This window comes from Pseudomonas sp. AB6 (assembly GCF_034314105.1).
Taxonomy (GTDB): Bacteria; Pseudomonadota; Gammaproteobacteria; order Pseudomonadales; family Pseudomonadaceae; genus Aquipseudomonas.
This window is the reverse complement of sequence record NZ_JAVIWJ010000001.1, coordinates 4,129,040-4,145,013: the sequence shown is the minus strand read 5'-3', so window position 1 is coordinate 4,145,013 and position 15,974 is coordinate 4,129,040. Positions and strand designations below refer to the sequence as shown.

General features: G+C 55.0%; 16 protein-coding genes. 5 read left to right on the top strand and 11 right to left on the bottom strand.

All coding sequences use genetic code 11. The features are described 5' to 3' along the window. Positions 1-11: 11 nt before the first annotated feature. From RGW60_RS19525 to RGW60_RS19510, 4 genes are all read right to left on the bottom strand, one after another. The gene (locus tag RGW60_RS19525; RefSeq protein WP_322206118.1) at positions 12-389 is read right to left on the bottom strand and encodes a helicase; all 378 of its coding nucleotides are present in this window, start codon (positions 387-389) and stop codon (positions 12-14) included. Between the two features lie 132 nt (positions 390-521). Then, positions 522-797 carry an HU family DNA-binding protein gene (locus RGW60_RS19520; RefSeq protein WP_003213368.1) on the bottom strand — a complete coding sequence of 92 codons (276 nt, stop codon included), beginning with the start codon at positions 795-797 and terminating at the stop codon, positions 522-524. Between the two features lie 194 nt (positions 798-991). Further along, complete coding sequence (locus RGW60_RS19515) at positions 992-2,140, bottom strand: NAD(P)/FAD-dependent oxidoreductase (RefSeq protein WP_322206117.1); 1,149 nt, start codon at positions 2,138-2,140, stop codon at positions 992-994. Positions 2,141-2,186: 46 nt separating this feature from the next. Then, positions 2,187-2,357: a rubredoxin gene (locus RGW60_RS19510; RefSeq protein ID WP_322206116.1), complete on the bottom strand. Its 171-nt coding sequence runs from the start codon at positions 2,355-2,357 to the stop codon at positions 2,187-2,189. Between the two features lie 201 nt (positions 2,358-2,558). Between RGW60_RS19510 and RGW60_RS19505 the strand changes: the two genes are divergently transcribed. Further along, on the top strand, positions 2,559-3,134 hold the full coding sequence (locus RGW60_RS19505; RefSeq protein WP_322206115.1) for a chorismate--pyruvate lyase family protein: 576 nt from the start codon (positions 2,559-2,561) through the stop codon (positions 3,132-3,134). After that, positions 3,134-4,024 carry a 4-hydroxybenzoate octaprenyltransferase gene (gene ubiA, locus RGW60_RS19500; protein ID WP_322206114.1) on the top strand — a complete coding sequence of 297 codons (891 nt, stop codon included), beginning with the start codon at positions 3,134-3,136 and terminating at the stop codon, positions 4,022-4,024. The genes RGW60_RS19505 and ubiA overlap by 1 nt, the downstream gene beginning before the upstream one ends. A gap of 44 nt (positions 4,025-4,068) precedes the next feature. Here ubiA and RGW60_RS19495 read toward each other — a convergent pair whose 3' ends face one another. Further along, positions 4,069-4,446, bottom strand: coding sequence for a hypothetical protein (locus RGW60_RS19495; protein ID WP_322206113.1), 378 nt, complete (start codon positions 4,444-4,446; stop codon positions 4,069-4,071). Between the two features lie 150 nt (positions 4,447-4,596). Between RGW60_RS19495 and phoB the strand changes: the two genes are divergently transcribed. From phoB to RGW60_RS19480, 3 genes are all read left to right on the top strand, one after another. Beyond that, positions 4,597-5,286 carry a phosphate regulon transcriptional regulator PhoB gene (gene phoB, locus RGW60_RS19490; RefSeq protein ID WP_322206112.1) on the top strand — a complete coding sequence of 230 codons (690 nt, stop codon included), beginning with the start codon at positions 4,597-4,599 and terminating at the stop codon, positions 5,284-5,286. A 65-nt stretch (positions 5,287-5,351) separates the two neighbouring features. Then, positions 5,352-6,653, top strand: coding sequence for a phosphate regulon sensor histidine kinase PhoR (gene phoR / locus RGW60_RS19485; RefSeq protein ID WP_322206111.1), 1,302 nt, complete (start codon positions 5,352-5,354; stop codon positions 6,651-6,653). 111 nt (positions 6,654-6,764) lie between these two features. Then, complete coding sequence (locus tag RGW60_RS19480; protein ID WP_322206110.1) at positions 6,765-8,105, top strand: hemolysin family protein; 1,341 nt, start codon at positions 6,765-6,767, stop codon at positions 8,103-8,105. A 45-nt stretch (positions 8,106-8,150) separates the two neighbouring features. Here the strand turns inward: RGW60_RS19480 and RGW60_RS19475 are convergent, their stop codons facing one another. The 6 genes from RGW60_RS19475 to RGW60_RS19450 all read right to left on the bottom strand — a co-directional run bounded on the left by RGW60_RS19475 (position 8,151) and on the right by RGW60_RS19450 (position 15,866). Further along, a complete protein-coding gene (locus RGW60_RS19475; protein WP_322206109.1) occupies positions 8,151-9,047 on the bottom strand; it encodes a peptidoglycan DD-metalloendopeptidase family protein in 897 nt (298 codons plus the stop codon). A 228-nt stretch (positions 9,048-9,275) separates the two neighbouring features. Beyond that, on the bottom strand, positions 9,276-10,181 hold the full coding sequence (locus RGW60_RS19470; RefSeq protein WP_322206108.1) for a response regulator: 906 nt from the start codon (positions 10,179-10,181) through the stop codon (positions 9,276-9,278). A 158-nt stretch (positions 10,182-10,339) separates the two neighbouring features. Next, positions 10,340-11,101, bottom strand: a complete 762-nt coding sequence (phoU, locus tag RGW60_RS19465) for a phosphate signaling complex protein PhoU (RefSeq protein ID WP_322166698.1) — start codon at positions 11,099-11,101, stop codon at positions 10,340-10,342. 121 nt (positions 11,102-11,222) lie between these two features. Beyond that, positions 11,223-12,056, bottom strand: coding sequence for a phosphate ABC transporter ATP-binding protein PstB (pstB, locus tag RGW60_RS19460; protein WP_322206107.1), 834 nt, complete (start codon positions 12,054-12,056; stop codon positions 11,223-11,225). A 90-nt stretch (positions 12,057-12,146) separates the two neighbouring features. After that, a complete protein-coding gene (pstA, locus tag RGW60_RS19455) occupies positions 12,147-13,823 on the bottom strand; it encodes a phosphate ABC transporter permease PstA (RefSeq protein WP_322206106.1) in 1,677 nt (558 codons plus the stop codon). Between the two features lie 9 nt (positions 13,824-13,832). Beyond that, entirely contained in the window at positions 13,833-15,866 is a 2,034-nt protein-coding gene (locus RGW60_RS19450) for an ABC transporter permease subunit (protein ID WP_322206976.1), read from the bottom strand. Positions 15,867-15,974: the final 108 nt, after the last annotated feature.

Sequence of the window (15,974 nt, the reverse complement as noted above, 5' to 3'; positions counted from 1 at the left end):
TGTGTTCGCTGCTAAACCGTCTTTTTCTTCGGCTTCAAATATTTGGTCAAACCTTGGAACCAGATAACCAATCCAGGGTTGCCCTTTATCAAAATATCTTTGTTTTGAATGCCCTGCATAAATGCCAATTGCTTGTTCTTGGCCTGCATCGTGGCGAAACCAAATGCCGCATCCTTGAAAGAAATCGCGAACGCCGGCTCGGCAACCACTCCTGGTTTACTGACAAGGCGCTGTCCGCTAACGATGAAATGCCGAGCAATCTTGCCGTCAAAGGTATCCAGCTGAAAGGTCAGCTCTTTACCGGCCAACTGACTTTGAAAAGCCGGATTATTGCGACTGGCCTTAGCCATCAACAGGCCGAGCATCCATAAAAGAAAACGAAACTTCATTGCACAACCTCAGTAAAAAACCGTTTATTCAAAGCGGCGAACGCTGCAGTGTACGCATAAAAAAGGGCACCCGATCGAGTCGGCGTGCCCATTTTTTGCTGCTATCCGCCTCCCGCTAAGGCGTCAGACAGATTACGGATTAACGCTGTCTTTCAAGGACTTTCCGGGTTTAAAGGCCACGGTGTTACTTGCCTTTATTTTGACTGGCTCACCCGTCTGCGGATTTTTGCCGGTACGAGCACCACGGTGTCGTTGCAAGAAAGTACCGAAGCCGACCAGCGTTACGCTGTCCTTACGATGTAAGGCACCCGTGATTTCCTCAAGAACGGCGTTAAGAACGCGGTTCGCTTGTTCCTTGGTTAGATCTGCTTTTTCAGCGATAGCGGCTGCGAGTTCTGGTTTACGCATATAAAGCCTCTTTGACGGTTTGGATTTTTGTTGTTATGTCCGTGCCGTTCTTCCCGAACGGCGACCAAAGTGCCGCAACTGCTCTACGGTGCGGCAGACGGGAATGAGAATGGCATGCTGCTGATACCCGCGCCACCCTGGACGCGACGTTTATCGCGCCGATACCGTGGCTTATCCGACAGAACGACTGGTATTTATGCCAACAGTGGAGGTAGAACTTTATTAAACGCCAATTTTTCCGTTACAGCCGTGCCGGTCAATGCATAACCGAGCAACTTACCGTCAACGTCATGGCAAAGCGCTTTGATATCGGCACCCCGCCCTTCCACTGTCCAGACGCCGTCTATGCCGCGAGGAGGAGGCGAAACCACTAACGGGCATACTGGCGTTTTTACCGTAATAGGCATCGGACCATAGCTAACCGCCGTCGCGTTGCCCGAAAGCGTTTGGGCCAGGGCTCGGGCACAGCTCATCAATGGCATGACGTACAGCAGATTCAAGCCATCAACTTGAGCACAGTCACCCAGCGCATAAATGTTGGCGTGAGAAGTCTTCAGGTGACGATCAACGGTCACCCCGCGATCAGTTTGCAAACCGGCCGCCGCTGCCAAGTCGATACGTGGACGCAAACCTATAGCTGAGATCACTAGGTCACAGGGCAATACCTCGCCGTCCGACAAATGCGCCTCAAGCCCTTGCTCTGTGCGTAAGAGTCGAGCCAGCACGGGGCCAAGGTGGAAGCGAGCCCCCAAGCCTTCCAAACCCGCTTGCACGGCAGCGGCGGCAGCCGGATGGAGCAGGGTCGGCATCACCTGCTCGCACGGCGCCACCAGTTCAACCTCATAACCGCCCAGAATAAGGTCATTAGCAAATTCACAGCCAATCAACCCGGCGCCCAAAATCACTACCCGGCGCTTGCCCGCTGCCGCTGTACGAAAACGCGCGTAATCCTCCAGGTCATTGATTGGGAAAATCGACTCACCAGCATCGCCGTCAACAGGAACCCGCACTGTTTCAGCGCCCCACGCCAGGATCAAGTCGCGGTAATACACCGCCTCCTCGCCTATCCACAATCGCTTGTGACCGGGGTCGATGCCAGTCACACGGGTGTGGGTTCGCACTTCGGCCTTTAGTTGCTCAGCCATTGCGCCGGGTTCTGCCATGCTAAAACCATCAGCTTCTTTGTTTTTGCCAAAACCGGTAGAAAGCATCGGTTTGGAGTAAGAACGCCCGTCATCCGCAGTAATGAGCAGCAGCGGTGTTTCGCTATCCAGTTTGCGAAACTCCCTGGCCAGGTTATACCCAGCCAAGCCAGTGCCGACGATCACGACAGGTGCGTTCATTACGTTTTCCCGATTGAAGTGCATTGCATAGAGAATCGAACAGCTATCAGCCGATTTCGATCATTTCAAAATCCATTTTGCCAACGCCACAGTCCGGGCACAGCCAATCCGCAGGCACGTCCTGCCACAACGTCCCTGGCGCAATCCCGTCGTCCGGCCAGCCATCGGCTTCGTTATAAATCAAACCACAAACAATGCATTGCCACTTCTTCTTCATCGTATATTCTCTCGGTTCTCAGGCTTTCATGGCCAAAGTAGTCTTTAAGTAAAGTAATTGCCGCCAAGCTTAGGGCGTTTGTACTGATCGACGCGCTCAGATGCAAGCGGGATCTATGTAGGCGGGTTGCACCGCAGGCTCAGACCCAGCAATCAAACATGCTAAGCTCTTCGCCTCGATTGTTGCCAATAATTACCCACCGTGCCCCAACAAAATACTCTTCTCGTTGCTTCTGACTGGCGTCAGCAACATCAACTAATGGAGTTGCCCGAGCCTGTTGTGCTCGATTGGCTATTCAATCAGGACTCCCTGACTCGTCGTCTGACGCGTCAGTCGGCCAATGGTTTCAGCATTTTGCCATTGTTAGAAGGATGGCAAGTCTTGCGCCCCGACGAATGCGCTGCGCTGTCGCTGCCCGACCAGAGTATCGGCTGGGTACGGGAGGTGTATCTGCGGGGCAACGGCCAGAAGTGGGTGTTTGCCCGTAGCGTAGCGGCCCAAAGTGCCCTGCAACAAGGCGGTTTGAACATGGACGAACTGGGCACCCGCTCCCTTGGCGAATTACTGTTTTGCGACGAAGCGTTCGAACGTGGCCCACTTGGAGTCTGTCGCTATCCAGTCGAATGGTTGCCCATCGAGGACACCGCCAACGGTTTATGGGGGCGGCGCTCTTGCTTTAGCCGGGGAGCGTTAAATCTGTTGGTGGCGGAAGTCTTCCTGCCGAACTTTTGGCGCGCGGTCGGAACTACCGGCACCGCTGTAACGGAGCGTCATTGATGTACGTGAGCTTGCTTAAGTCCCTAAATCGCCTTAACCCTCGGGTGTGGGACTTTGTTCAATTGACCCGTATCGACAAACCCATCGGCATTTATTTACTGCTATGGCCGACGTTGTGGGCGCTGTGGATTGCCGCTAAAGGCGTGCCGTCGGTTGGCAATCTGCTGATCTTTGTCGGAGGGGTGTTTTTGATGCGCGCTGCGGGCTGCGTGATCAATGACTTCGCTGACCGCAAGGTCGATGGTCACGTCAAACGTACGGAACAGCGTCCATTAGTCAGCGGAAAAGTCAGCTCTCGGGAGGCATTGGTGTTGTTCGCGGTACTGGTGGGTTTGAGCTTTCTGTTAGTGTTGCTCACCAATTCGATAACAGTCTGGCTGTCGTTTGGCGGCCTGCTGCTGGCGGCCAGTTACCCCTTCATGAAGCGCTACACCTATTACCCGCAAGTGGTGCTGGGCGCGGCGTTTTCGTGGGGGATGCCGATGGCCTTTACCGCCCAGACCGGCGACCTACCCGCAGCAGCGTGGTTGCTCTACATCGCTAACCTGCTGTGGACGGTGGGCTACGACACCTACTACGCAATGACAGACCGCGAAGACGACTTGAAAATCGGCGTCAAATCTACAGCCGTGCTGTTTGGTGACGCTGACCGGGTGATTATCCTGACGCTGCAAGCGCTGGCGTTAGGCTGTCTGCTGCTGGCCGGATCACGCTTCGAGCTGGGAACCTATTTTCACCTGGGACTGCTGGTGGCCGCCGCGTGCTTCGCCTGGGAGTTCTGGTACACGCGCAACCGTGAGCCGCAACGCTGCCTCAAGGCTTTTTTGCATAACCATTGGGCCGGACTAGCGATTTTCCTGGGCATCGTTGCAGACTACGCGCTGCGCTGACCGTCAGCACCACGCTGACGGTCGCCGCGTTGCATAGGTTTGGGTTATTTGACCATGTGCCAAACGTTACCCTTGCCATCACCCATCATGTCACCCGCTTTTTTGTCCATCTTGAAAGTGTAGAGCGGCTTGCCATCAAAGGCCCATTGCATTTTACCGTCATCACGTTTGACCATTGACCACTTACCCATGGCTTTACCATCGGCCGGAGCCATTAACGGCGGCCAGTTTTCAGCGCATTTGTCATTACACATGGATTTACCCGCCATGGTGTCCTTGTCGAAGGTATAAAGCGTCATGCCCTTCTGATCGACCATCATCCCGCCTTTCATCATGGCAGGGTCCATAGCAAACGCCATTCCCGAAGTAGCCAAGGCTGCCACGGTGAACAAGCCGAGCAAGGTCTTAGAAATATTAGTCATCGGATACGTCCTCTTATTTGCTTTAAGTCGGAGCCTAAGCTTAGACCTAGAGCGGGCAGTGAAGCCAGTGACCACCCAAGCTGTCACACGACTGCAATAATTCCGTTATCTAATGCGCTCCAAGACAGTTAAATGACAAGAGGATTGAGCATGGCTGGCAGGAGTATTCTGATCGTTGACGACGAAGCGCCTATTCGCGAAATGATCGCCGTTGCATTAGAAATGGCCGGCTATGACTGCATGGAAGCAGAAAACTCTCAGCAGGCCCATGCAATCATCGTTGACCGTAAACCGGACTTGATCCTGCTCGACTGGATGCTGCCTGGTACTTCCGGAATCGAACTGGCTCGTCGCCTCAAGCGTGACGAACTGACTGGCGACATTCCGATCATCATGCTCACTGCCAAGGGCGAAGAAGACAATAAGATCCAAGGTCTCGAAGTTGGCGCTGACGACTACATCACCAAACCATTTTCGCCACGTGAACTGGTCGCACGCCTGAAGGCCGTATTGCGCCGAGCGGGGCCGACGGATGGCGAGGCACCGATCGAAGTCGGCGGTCTCTTACTCGACCCCATCAGCCATCGCGTCACCATTGATGGTAAGCCCGCAGAAATGGGCCCGACTGAATACCGACTACTGCAATTTTTCATGACCCATCAAGAACGTGCTTATACCCGTGGCCAACTGCTTGACCAAGTGTGGGGCGGCAACGTCTATGTCGAAGAACGCACAGTGGATGTACACATCCGGCGCCTGCGTAAAGCCCTCGGCGACACATACGAAAATCTGGTACAAACCGTGCGCGGCACGGGCTACCGTTTTTCCACAAAGAGTTAAACGTCGTTTTTGCGCTTTGCATGCTGGAAGCATGATGACGTTTACTCGACTAGGATGCGTTTGAATTGAATCAAAACTGGCACGGTACGCTGATCCGCCACCTGCTGCTGTTGGTCACCGCCTGTCTGTCGGTTGGATTGATCACCGGTTATTTCGGCTGGAGCATGGCGGTTGGCCTTGGCATTTACCTCGCCTGGACGCTAAAGCAACTGCTGCGCATGCACGATTGGCTCCGTGAGCATCAACCCGATGAACCGCCGCCGGACGGTTTCGGCTTGTGGGGCGACGTGTTCGATAGCATCTACCACCTGCAACGCCGTGACCAACGCGTGCGTGGCCGTCTGCAAGCGGTGATTGATCGCGTCCAAGAATCAACAGCCGCGCTTAAAGACGCTGTGATCATGCTCGACAGTGACGGGAATCTGGAATGGTGGAATCGCGCAGCAGAAACCTTGCTAGGCCTTAAATCGCCACAGGACAGTGGTCAACCTGTAACCAACTTGGTACGCCATCCGCGCTTCAAAGAGTATTTCGAACAGAACAACTACGTCGAACCGCTAGAGATTCCCTCGCCGATCAACGACAGGGTGCGCGTGCAGTTACTGATCACCCGCTACGGCAATAACGAACACTTGATGCTGGTGCGCGACGTTACCCGTATTCATCAGCTTGAGCAGATGCGCAAAGACTTTGTGGCCAATGTTTCCCATGAATTGCGTACGCCGCTGACGGTGATCTGCGGCTACCTGGAAACCTTGATTGACAACGCTGAGGACGTGAATCCGCGCTGGGTTCGAGCGCTGCAACAAATGCAGCAGCAAGGCGAACGCATGCAAACGTTGCTCAATGACCTGCTGCTGCTGGCAAAGCTCGAAGCCACCGACTACCCGTCGGATAATCATCCGGTTGTCGTCTCATCGTTGTTGCAAAGTATCCGAAACGACGCTGAAGCGTTGTCTGCGCATCGTAACCAGCACATCACGTTATCCGTCGATAGCAGCGCAAAGCTCAAAGGCAGCGAGCCTGAACTGCGTAGCGCCTTCTCCAATCTGGTGTTCAATGCGGTGAAATACACGCCGGCTGAAGGCACGATTCACATTCGCTGGTGGGATGACGAACAGGGCGCACACATGAGCGTGCAGGATTCGGGACCGGGAATTGAAACCAAACATTTGCCGCGCCTGACTGAACGTTTCTACCGCGTCGATTCCAGTCGTGCCTCTAATACAGGCGGCACTGGGCTTGGCTTGGCCATTGTTAAGCACGTTTTGCTACGCCACCGCGGAACATTGGAAATCATCAGCATAGTTGGCAAAGGCTGCACGTTTACTTGCCATTTCACGCCCACTCAAGTGATCAATTCTTAACCAGCCCACTAGTCAAGCTGGCCGGTAGCCGCTACATTGCCGGTCTCATATTCGCCGGTTTAGCTGCGGCAACACACTCAATAGATGATACGGAACCTTTAAAACTCCACCATGGACCCTTCCCCTAGCATCACCCTCTCCGCGATGTTCGCCGACTTCGGCATGATTCTTTTTGCAATGATTCTGGTTCTGCTCAACGGCTTCTTCGTCGCCGCAGAGTTCGCCATGGTCAAGCTGCGCTCGACTCGCGTCGAATCCATTGCTCAAAAAAACGGTTGGCGCGGGCATATCCTGCGCACCGTCCACTGCCAGCTGGACTCATACCTGTCCGCTTGTCAGTTGGGTATCACCCTTGCCTCACTAGGCTTGGGCTGGGTCGGTGAGCCCGCGTTTGCACATTTGCTTCAGCCAGTGCTGCACGCCGTCGGCGTACAGTCGCAGGAAGTAATCAAAGGTGCGTCCTTTTTCAGCGCATTCTTCATCATCTCGTATCTGCACATTGTGGTTGGTGAACTGGCGCCTAAATCCTGGGCGATCCGTAAACCAGAGATCCTGTCGCTGTGGACGGCCGTGCCGCTGTACCTGTTCTATTGGTGCATGTACCCGGCGATCTATCTGCTCAATGCCAGCGCCAACGGTATTCTGCGTATTGCCGGTCAGGGAGAGCCTGGCCCGCATCACGACCACCATTACAACCGTGAAGAATTGAAGCTGATTCTGCACTCAAGTCGCGGCCAGGATCCAAGCGATCAAGGCATGCGGGTACTCGCCTCTGCTGTCGAGATGGGGGAGTTGGAAGTCGTAGATTGGGCGAACTCTCGCGAAGATTTGGTCACTCTGGACTGCAACGCACCGCTAAAGGAAATACTCGCGCTATTTCGCCGCCACAAATTCAGCCGTTACCCCGTCTACGACGCCGAGCGCGGCGTCTTTGTGGGCCTGCTGCACATTAAGGATTTGCTATTGGAGTTGGCAGCGCTGGATCACCTGCCTGCATCGTTCAACCTGTTAGAGCTAACCCGGCCGCTGGAACGCGTTTCAAGACACATGCCATTGTCAAAGTTGCTGGAACAGTTTCGCCAAGGCGGTTCGCATTTCGCACTGGTTGAGGAGGCTGACGGCAACATAATCGGCTACCTGACCATGGAAGATGTACTCGAAGTATTGGTCGGTGATATTCAAGATGAACACCGCAAAGCTGAGCGCGGCATTCTCGCTTATCAGCCAGGAAAGCTACTGGTACGAGGGGATACTCCACTGTTCAAGGTCGAGCGCCTGCTGGGCATCGATCTAGATCACATAGAAGCAGAGACACTCGCCGGCTTGATCTACGAAACACTGAAGCGGGTTCCCGGCGAAGAAGAAGTGTTGGAAGTTGAAGGCCTGCGCATCATCATCAAAAAGATGAAAGGCCCGAAAATCGTCTTGGCCAAGGTGCTGAAGATCGATTGAACGGGTAGTCAACAACCTCTGTCGGGGCTTGTCCAAGGATCGCGCTCAATTCCCGCCCAACGCAAAGTTGGGCAGGGTTGCGACATGCACCGCAAATTGATACGGGATCGATTCCAGTCCCAACCCGACATTGCGCTGTACGACGAAGTGCAGATGGGGTCCGGTGCTGTTGCCGGTGTTACCGGATTTGGCCAAGTCAGTACCAACCACCACGCGCTGGCCTTCCGTGACGCTAACCGAACCGCGCATCAGGTGCAGGTACACGCCCATAGTGCCGTCATCGTGCAGTATTCGCACAAAGTTGCCCGAAGGGTCGGAACCGCGACCTGACTGCCCATTTTCAACTTTTATAACGGTGCCCGCCCGCGCTGCAATAATCTGAGTGCCCTCCGGCATGGCGATGTCCATTGCATAGCGGCTTTTCGCACCAAAATGACTGAACTTGCCATTGGGCCCCTGACTTAGTCGAAAAGGCCCGCCTTTCCACGGCAGCGGATAGCTATAAACGAAGGGCTGACGCTCCGGATCGCCCAAGGAATAACGCAGCTTTGGCGTGTAGCTAAGTGCTTTGCCCGGTAACCGCGGGCTCAGCACCGCAAAGCGAACCGTGCTGCGTGCTGGCACGATTCGATGGATGGCTTTATCGGTGGCGCCCAACACGTTTTTCAGACCGTTGAGCTGCAATTCAACCTCGACCGGCGCATAGGTATCGTTGCGCACAGACAGGCTGTGCACGCCCTTGTCCCGCCTGGTCTCTAGGTGTACCTGATGTTCCAGGTGCTCGACGATACGCTCACGCGGTACCACCACCGTGGCGCCCGCCGTCGGCCTGTCGGTGAAAGACACCACGCCATTGGCATCGGTGAACTTGTAAATGGTCAATGCCGACGCCGTTTGTGCGGTCAGCAGCAGAACACACAGCAAGAGGGGCCGTTTAAGCATGGTGATTGATCAGGTTGGCTGGAGGCAGGGCAAGCGTAGCAGCGATTCGCTAACCGCTGCGCACCGCTGAATCAAATCAGTCGTTACTAGATAAGCCCGCTGGTCATGTAACTGACGCAACTCCCAGGCAATCGCGGTGAGCCCGAACTGTTGGCGATGGCGATGACACAGGTTGCTGATGGCCTGGTTCGCTTTCTTTGCGAACCAGTTCACTCCCACAAAGTACTCTCAACCGCCGGGAACAAAGTGCTTCTGTGCGGTGCCACGAGCGATGAGGCGCGAGACGTAATCGAGCTTTTGCGCGTCTTGATCGACGAAACGGAACGTCAACTGCAGCCAGTCACTGTCTGGCTTTTGTTCATACGCGACGATGGCGTGCAAGTAACCGTTGAGGCGCGCGACTTCAGCATTCTCGCCTTGTTCAAGGTCTAGCACTGCGCTGTCAAGGATCTGTGGCAGGACATCACCACGACGCACCACCAATAGCGCCTCCTTGAGGCTCAAGGCTTTAATCACGCATTGCTGGTTGCCGCTGGGCAGACGCAATTGACCTTGGCCACGACCAGCCAGCGTTGGAGCAGACGCTGCCGGACGAGCAACCGCATTAAGCAACCCCGGGCTCGTCGGTGCGACCGAAGGCGAAGCAGGTGGACGAACCACTTCCGTTTTGCCGCCAGTCAAAGCGCTGAGCGAATCGTTACCGAATGCGGAATTCATCTTGGTCGGCGCGCCAGCGAGCAGCGTGTCGAGCTTGCCGACCTTGGCCAAGGCTTTTTTAACTTTGGTCAGCAGCTGTTCGTTGGTGAACGGCTTGCCGATAAAGTCGGTCACACCCGCCTGAATCGCTTGGACTACGTTTTCCTTGTCACCACGGCTGGTCACCATGATGAAAGGCATCGCTTTAAGCTTGTCCTGCGTGCGGCACCAAGCTAGCAACTCAAGACCGGACATCTCCGGCATTTCCCAATCGCACAGCACCAGGTCGAACGTCTCACGTTCCAGCAGGGTTTGCGCCTTGCGTCCGTTGACCGCGTCTTCGATATGGATACCGGGAAAATAATTGCGCAAGCCTTTCTTCACCAAATCGCGAATAAACGGCGCGTCATCCACGACCAACACACTGACTTTACTCATCGACGCTCCTTAAATTCCTGGCAGCATAGCGCTGGCAGATCGCCATTGCTCAGTCCATTTTTGACGCCAGGACTTTTCGTTCGCGGGCGGCTTCAAAATACAACGCTTATAACGAAAAACGCCCAGCAGCGTGCTGGGCGTTTTTTTCGCAGGCAGTCTTATTTATCGTCAGGCTTGTCCAAAACATTAGCGTTTTTGCCGCTGATACCTTGCACTTCTTCTTTCATGCGCTTTAGGCCGATGTGGCGTACATCGGTGCCACGTACGAGATAAATGACCAGCTCGGAAATATTGCGCGCGTGGTCACCGATACGTTCCAGCGAACGCAGTACCCATATGACGTTCAGTACCCGCGAAATGGAGCGCGGGTCTTCCATCATGTAGGTAACCAGCTCACGTAACGCGGTTTTGTATTCGCGGTCGATGGTTTTATCGTACTGGGCCACGGACAGCGCCAAGTCGGCATCGAAACGGGCAAATGCGTCGAGCGCGTCACGAACCATGTTGCGCACCTGATCGCCGATGTGTCGCACCTCGACATACCCACGCGGCGACTCACCTTCTTCGCACAACAGAATGGCGCGCTTGGCGATTTTCGTGGACTCGTCGCCGATACGCTCCAGATCAATAACCGACTTGGAAATACTGATGATCAACCGCAGATCCGATGCCGCAGGCTGGCGTCGCGCCAAAATACGCAGGCACTCTTCGTCGATGTTGCGTTCCATCTGGTTAATCTGATCGTCGACCTCACGAACCTGTTGGGCCAGGCCCGAGTCCGCTTCGATCAGAGCCGTCACGGCATCGTTGACCTGCTTTTCCACCAGGCCGCCCATCGCCAGCAGGTGGCTACGCACCTCTTCGAGTTCAGCATTGAACTGCTGGGAGATGTGGTGAGTAAGACTGTCTTTATCGATCATGGGGTCGCTCCGCGACAGCTCTAAGCGCCAAGCTTCAAGCTGCAAATAGTTATGTAGTGATCCAAAAACCAGCGCCGCTTCTGATTGTTCAGCTTGCGGCTTGACGCTCGCCGCTGACTTCCTAACCGTATCTGCCGGTGATGTAATCTTCCGTCTGTTTTTTTGCCGGGTTGGTGAACAACGTGTCGGTGTCGCCAAACTCGACCAGCTTGCCCATGTACATGAAGGCGGTGTAATCGGAAACCCGCGCAGCCTGTTGCATGTTGTGAGTGACGATAACAATGGTGTATTTGGATTTCAGTTCATAGATCAGCTCTTCAACTTTCAGCGTAGAAATCGGATCGAGGGCCGAACACGGTTCATCGAGCAACAATACTTCAGGCTCCACCGCAATCGTACGAGCGATTACTAATCGCTGCTGCTGGCCGCCAGATAGCCCCAGTGCCGACTCGTGCAGACGGTCTTTGACCTCGTCCCACAATGCCGCACCTTTGAGTGCCCATTCAACGGCTTCATCCAAGACGCGTTTTTTGTTGATGCCCTGAATGCGCAACCCGTAGACGACGTTTTCATAAATAGTTTTCGGGAACGGGTTCGGCTTCTGGAACACCATACCAACGCGACGACGCAGCTCGGCAACGTCTTCGCCTTTTCGATAAATATCGTGTCCATAGAGGTTGATTGCACCCTCTACTCGGCATCCGTCGACCAGATCGTTCATACGGTTAAAGGTCCGCAGCAAGGTCGACTTGCCACAGCCAGACGGGCCGATAAAAGCGGTGACACGTTGCTTGGGAATGTTCATCCCCACGTCGAACAGTGCCTGCTTATCGCCGTAGAACAGGTTCAGACCCGGGACCTCAATGGCCACGGATTCATTAGCCAGGCTCAAACTCTGTTTGGTGCGCCCCAAAGCCGACATATTGACGCCATGGGTATGGACTTTCGGTGGCATGATCTCACTCCGTTCGTAGCTGCAAGCTCTAGGCTGCAAGTGTTGCGCAAAACGACGTGCGGCATTTAGCTCGCCGCTTGTGGCTTATGTTCAGCTCTCCAGCGCTTTGTATTTTTCGCGCAGGTGGTTGCGCATCGCCACTGCCGACAGGTTGAGCAACGCAATGACCAGCACTAGCAATAGCGCGGTGGCGTAAACCAATGGACGCGCAGCCTCAACGTTCGGGCTCTGGAAACCGACGTCGTAAATGTGGAAGCCCAAATGCATGATTTTCTGATCAAGATGTACATAAGGATAGTTGCCGTCTACCGGAAGCGACGGCGCCAGTTTCACCACGCCTACCAGCATCAACGGGGCAACCTCACCCGCAGCACGTGCAACTGCCAGAATCAGGCCGGTCATCATTGCCGGGCTAGCCATGGGCAGTACGATCTTCCATAACGTTTCGGCCTTGGTCGCACCCAGCGCCAACGATCCCTCGCGAACCGTACGCGGGATACGCGCCAAACCTTCCTCGGTGGCAACGATTACAACCGGAACGGCCAACAGAGCTAGAGTCAACGAGGCCCAGAGCAAACCTGGGGTACCGAACGTCGGTGCGGGCAAGGCTTCGGGGAAGAACAGCCTGTCGAGCGAGCCGCCTAGAACATAAACGAAGAAGCCCAGGCCGAACACCCCGTAAACGATGGCTGGCACCCCAGCGAGGTTGTTGACGGCAATTCGAATTAACCGGGTGACCGGGCCTTGTTTTGCGTATTCACGCAGGTAAACCGCCGCCAATACGCCGAATGGCGTGACGATCACGGCCATAATCAGAGTCATCATCACTGTGCCGAAAATTGCCGGAAAAATCCCGCCTTCGGTATTGGCTTCGCGCGGATCTTCGCTGAGAAACTCCCAAAGTTTCTTGAAGTAGAAACCCAGCTTGCTGACGGTACTCATGGCATTGGGTTGGTAAGCGTGGACCACTTTACCGACGCTTATTTCAATGTCTTTGCCGTTGGCATCGCGGGCGGTCAGACTGTCGCGGTTGAACGCTTGGTGCAGCATGCCCAATCGGCCTTCAATGCGTTTGTACTGAGCATCGTATTCTGCGCGCTCGCTGTCGATGTCTGCTTGCGCGGCGGCATCCAGCTTGCCGTCGAGTTCAAGTTTACGTTTGTGCAGGCGCAGTCGTTCGATGCCGTGGTTAATGGCGCCTATGTCTTTCTTCTCAAGACCGCTCAGCTCATTGGAGAGTTGTTCAACGCGCTTGATGCGCTGTTGAAGAATTGGCCAGGCCGCGTCTCCTTCAGCAATGACCTTACCGTTCTCCTTGATATTCACCAGGTAACCGTAAAAGTTGCCCCACTCGCGGCGTTCCAGAGTCATCATTTCTTTGGGCGTGCTTTGTTCGGTCAGCCACTCACCGACTACCCAAGTGAAATCGCTCGGGTTGATGTCGCGGTTCCCCACCTTGAACAGCTCACGGGTCATGAACTCAGGGCCAACGTCCGGCACCGGCAAGCCTGCGCCTTTGAGCCGTGCACGGGGTACTTCTTCTTTCTGCACCACTTCGCCGATCAGGACATGGTTTTCCTGACCGGGCACGTTGTACTGCGCCAGCACAACGTCCGCTGGCCAGAAATTACCCAGGCCACGGACGGCAATCACCATTAACAGGCCCAGGGTCATGATCACGGCAATGGACACCGCGCCGGCGCTCATCCAGACACCAGGGGCGCCGCTTTTGATCCAACTCTTGACGGAATTCTGTTTCACAGACATCTACCTTCCTTAGAGAGATGAGTATTTCTTGCGAAGGCGCTGACGAATCAGCTCCGCGAACGTGTTCATCACGAAGGTGAACATCAGAAGAACCAATGCCGCGAGGAACAGCACCCGATAATGGCTGCCGCCCACTTCAGACTCCGGCATCTCCACCGCAACGTTTGCCGCCAAGGTGCGCATGCCTTCAAACAGGTTCATGTCCATGATCGGGGTGTTACCGGTGGCCATCAGTACGATCATGGTTTCGCCGACTGCACGGCCCATGCCGATCATCAAGGCCGAGAAAATACCGGGGCTGGCGGTGAGAATCACCACCCGCGTCAAGGTCTGCCAAGGCGTCGCACCCAAGGCGAGCGAGCCAAGGGTCAAACCTCGCGGCACGCTGAATACCGCGTCTTCAGCAATCGAATAGATGTTGGGAATCACCGCAAAGCCCATTGCCAAGCCAACCACCAGTGCGTTGCGCTGATCGTAGGTGATGCCCAGATCATTAGAAATCCACATGCGCATGTCGCCGCCGAAGAACCAGTTTTCCATGTGTGAGCTCATGCCCAGCGACAACCAACCCACCAACAGCACTACCGGAATCAGGATGGCCGACTCCCAACCGTCCGGTACCCGCAAGCGGATCGACTCAGGTAAGCGGGTCCACAAGAAGCCCGCCAGCAAAATACCCAAGGGGGTCAGCAACAGCAGGCTAAAAACTCCAGGCAAATGTCCTTCCAGATACGGCGCTAAAAATAGACCGGCGAAGAAGCCAAGAATGACCGTTGGCATCGCTTCCATCAGTTCGATCACCGGCTTGACCTTGCGACGCATTCTCGGTGCCATGAAGTAAGCGGTATAGATCGCCGCCGCAATGGCCAGTGGCGCAGCCAACAACATGGCGTAGAAAGCGGCTTTCAAGGTGCCGTAGGTCAGCGGCGCCAGACTCAGTTTGGGTTCGAAGTCGGTATTGGAGGCCGTGGACTGCCAGACATATTGCGGCGAGTCATAGTTCTCATACCAGACCTTGCCCCACAACGCGCTCCACGATACTTCCGGGTGTGGGTTGGAAAGGGTCATTGGCAGCAATTTGCCGCCCTGCTCAATAATGATTTCATCGGCTCGTGGCGACAGTGCCAAAATACCAGGACCGCCGACCGCTTGGTCGATCAGCAATGTGCGGTGCGCAGTGCTGTGAAACACGCCGAGTTTGCCCGAGGCGTCAAGCGCGACAAAACCTTTGCGCCGCTGCTCCGCAGTGATACGCACAATCGGCGCGGAGCCCATCTGAAAATCGCGGATGTGCTGGAAGCGCATCTCTGAGTCGGTATCTCGGGCCATGAACCATTGGGCCAACCCCCCCTTGGAACTACCGACAATCAATGACACACCTCCCACCAGCTGAGTACTGGCAGACACTTCAGCATTCGCATCTTCAAGCAATTTATAACGGCCGTTGAGGCTTCGATTACGCAGGTTAAAAACATCCGCTTGAGCACGACCATTGATCACATACAACCATTGCTGACGAGGATCGATAAAGATCGCTTTGACCACCTCGGTCATGCGCGGAAGTTCTATACGCGTCTGCCCGCGGATAATTTCGCCAGTCATCATGTTCTCTTCCTGAGTCAGGGACAGAACATGCAGTTGGGCGCCCGTTGCGCCCGCCAGCACCAGCGCTTTATCTGTGGCATTAAGGCTGACGTGTTCCAGCGGCCGACCATCCTCATCGACGCTCAGCGCGGCCTCGCCATAGGGATAGCTGATGGTCGGGGTGATTGTCTTTTTGTTGTCTGGATAAGTGATCAGATAATTGTGTTTGAACACCAGCGCTTGGCCGTTGGACAGACCCAGCACCATCAATGGGGTGCCCGGCTGATCTTCACCGATAGACGTTACGGTCGCGCCGACCGGAACCGGCAAGACAACACGCTTTAGTTCGGTGCCGTCTTCAACACGGAAGAATATCGCCTCACCTTTGTCGGAAACCCTAAGGGCGACCTGGTTTTGCTCTTCGATAGATAGCAGCAATGGCTTGCCCGCGTCCTGCATCCACGCAGGGCTAAGCGCCGTTTGGGCGGTCAATTTAGCGCCTTGAAACAGTGGCGCGACTACATAAGCGAGGTAGAAAAAAATTAAAGTAATGGCAGCTAGCACGGC

Bases quoted from the DNA above. Each gene is read 5' to 3' on its own strand.
- RGW60_RS19525 (WP_322206118.1), bottom strand. From the start codon at position 389: ATGAAGTTTCGTTTTCTTTTATGGATGCTCGGCCTGTTGATGGCTAAG.
- RGW60_RS19520 (WP_003213368.1), bottom strand. From the start codon at position 797: ATGCGTAAACCAGAACTCGCAGCCGCTATCGCTGAAAAAGCAGATCTA.
- RGW60_RS19515 (WP_322206117.1), bottom strand. From the start codon at position 2,140: ATGAACGCACCTGTCGTGATCGTCGGCACTGGCTTGGCTGGGTATAAC.
- RGW60_RS19510 (WP_322206116.1), bottom strand. From the start codon at position 2,357: ATGAAGAAGAAGTGGCAATGCATTGTTTGTGGTTTGATTTATAACGAA.
- ubiA (WP_322206114.1), top strand. From the start codon at position 3,134: ATGTACGTGAGCTTGCTTAAGTCCCTAAATCGCCTTAACCCTCGGGTG.
- RGW60_RS19495 (WP_322206113.1), bottom strand. From the start codon at position 4,446: ATGACTAATATTTCTAAGACCTTGCTCGGCTTGTTCACCGTGGCAGCC.
- phoB (WP_322206112.1), top strand. From the start codon at position 4,597: ATGGCTGGCAGGAGTATTCTGATCGTTGACGACGAAGCGCCTATTCGC.
- RGW60_RS19480 (WP_322206110.1), top strand. From the start codon at position 6,765: ATGGACCCTTCCCCTAGCATCACCCTCTCCGCGATGTTCGCCGACTTC.
- RGW60_RS19475 (WP_322206109.1), bottom strand. From the start codon at position 9,047: ATGCTTAAACGGCCCCTCTTGCTGTGTGTTCTGCTGCTGACCGCACAA.
- RGW60_RS19470 (WP_322206108.1), bottom strand. From the start codon at position 10,181: ATGAGTAAAGTCAGTGTGTTGGTCGTGGATGACGCGCCGTTTATTCGC.
- phoU (WP_322166698.1), bottom strand. From the start codon at position 11,101: ATGATCGATAAAGACAGTCTTACTCACCACATCTCCCAGCAGTTCAAT.
- pstB (WP_322206107.1), bottom strand. From the start codon at position 12,056: ATGCCACCGAAAGTCCATACCCATGGCGTCAATATGTCGGCTTTGGGG.
- pstA (WP_322206106.1), bottom strand. From the start codon at position 13,823: ATGTCTGTGAAACAGAATTCCGTCAAGAGTTGGATCAAAAGCGGCGCC.
- RGW60_RS19450 (WP_322206976.1), bottom strand. From the start codon at position 15,866: ATGCAGGACGCGGGCAAGCCATTGCTGCTATCTATCGAAGAGCAAAAC.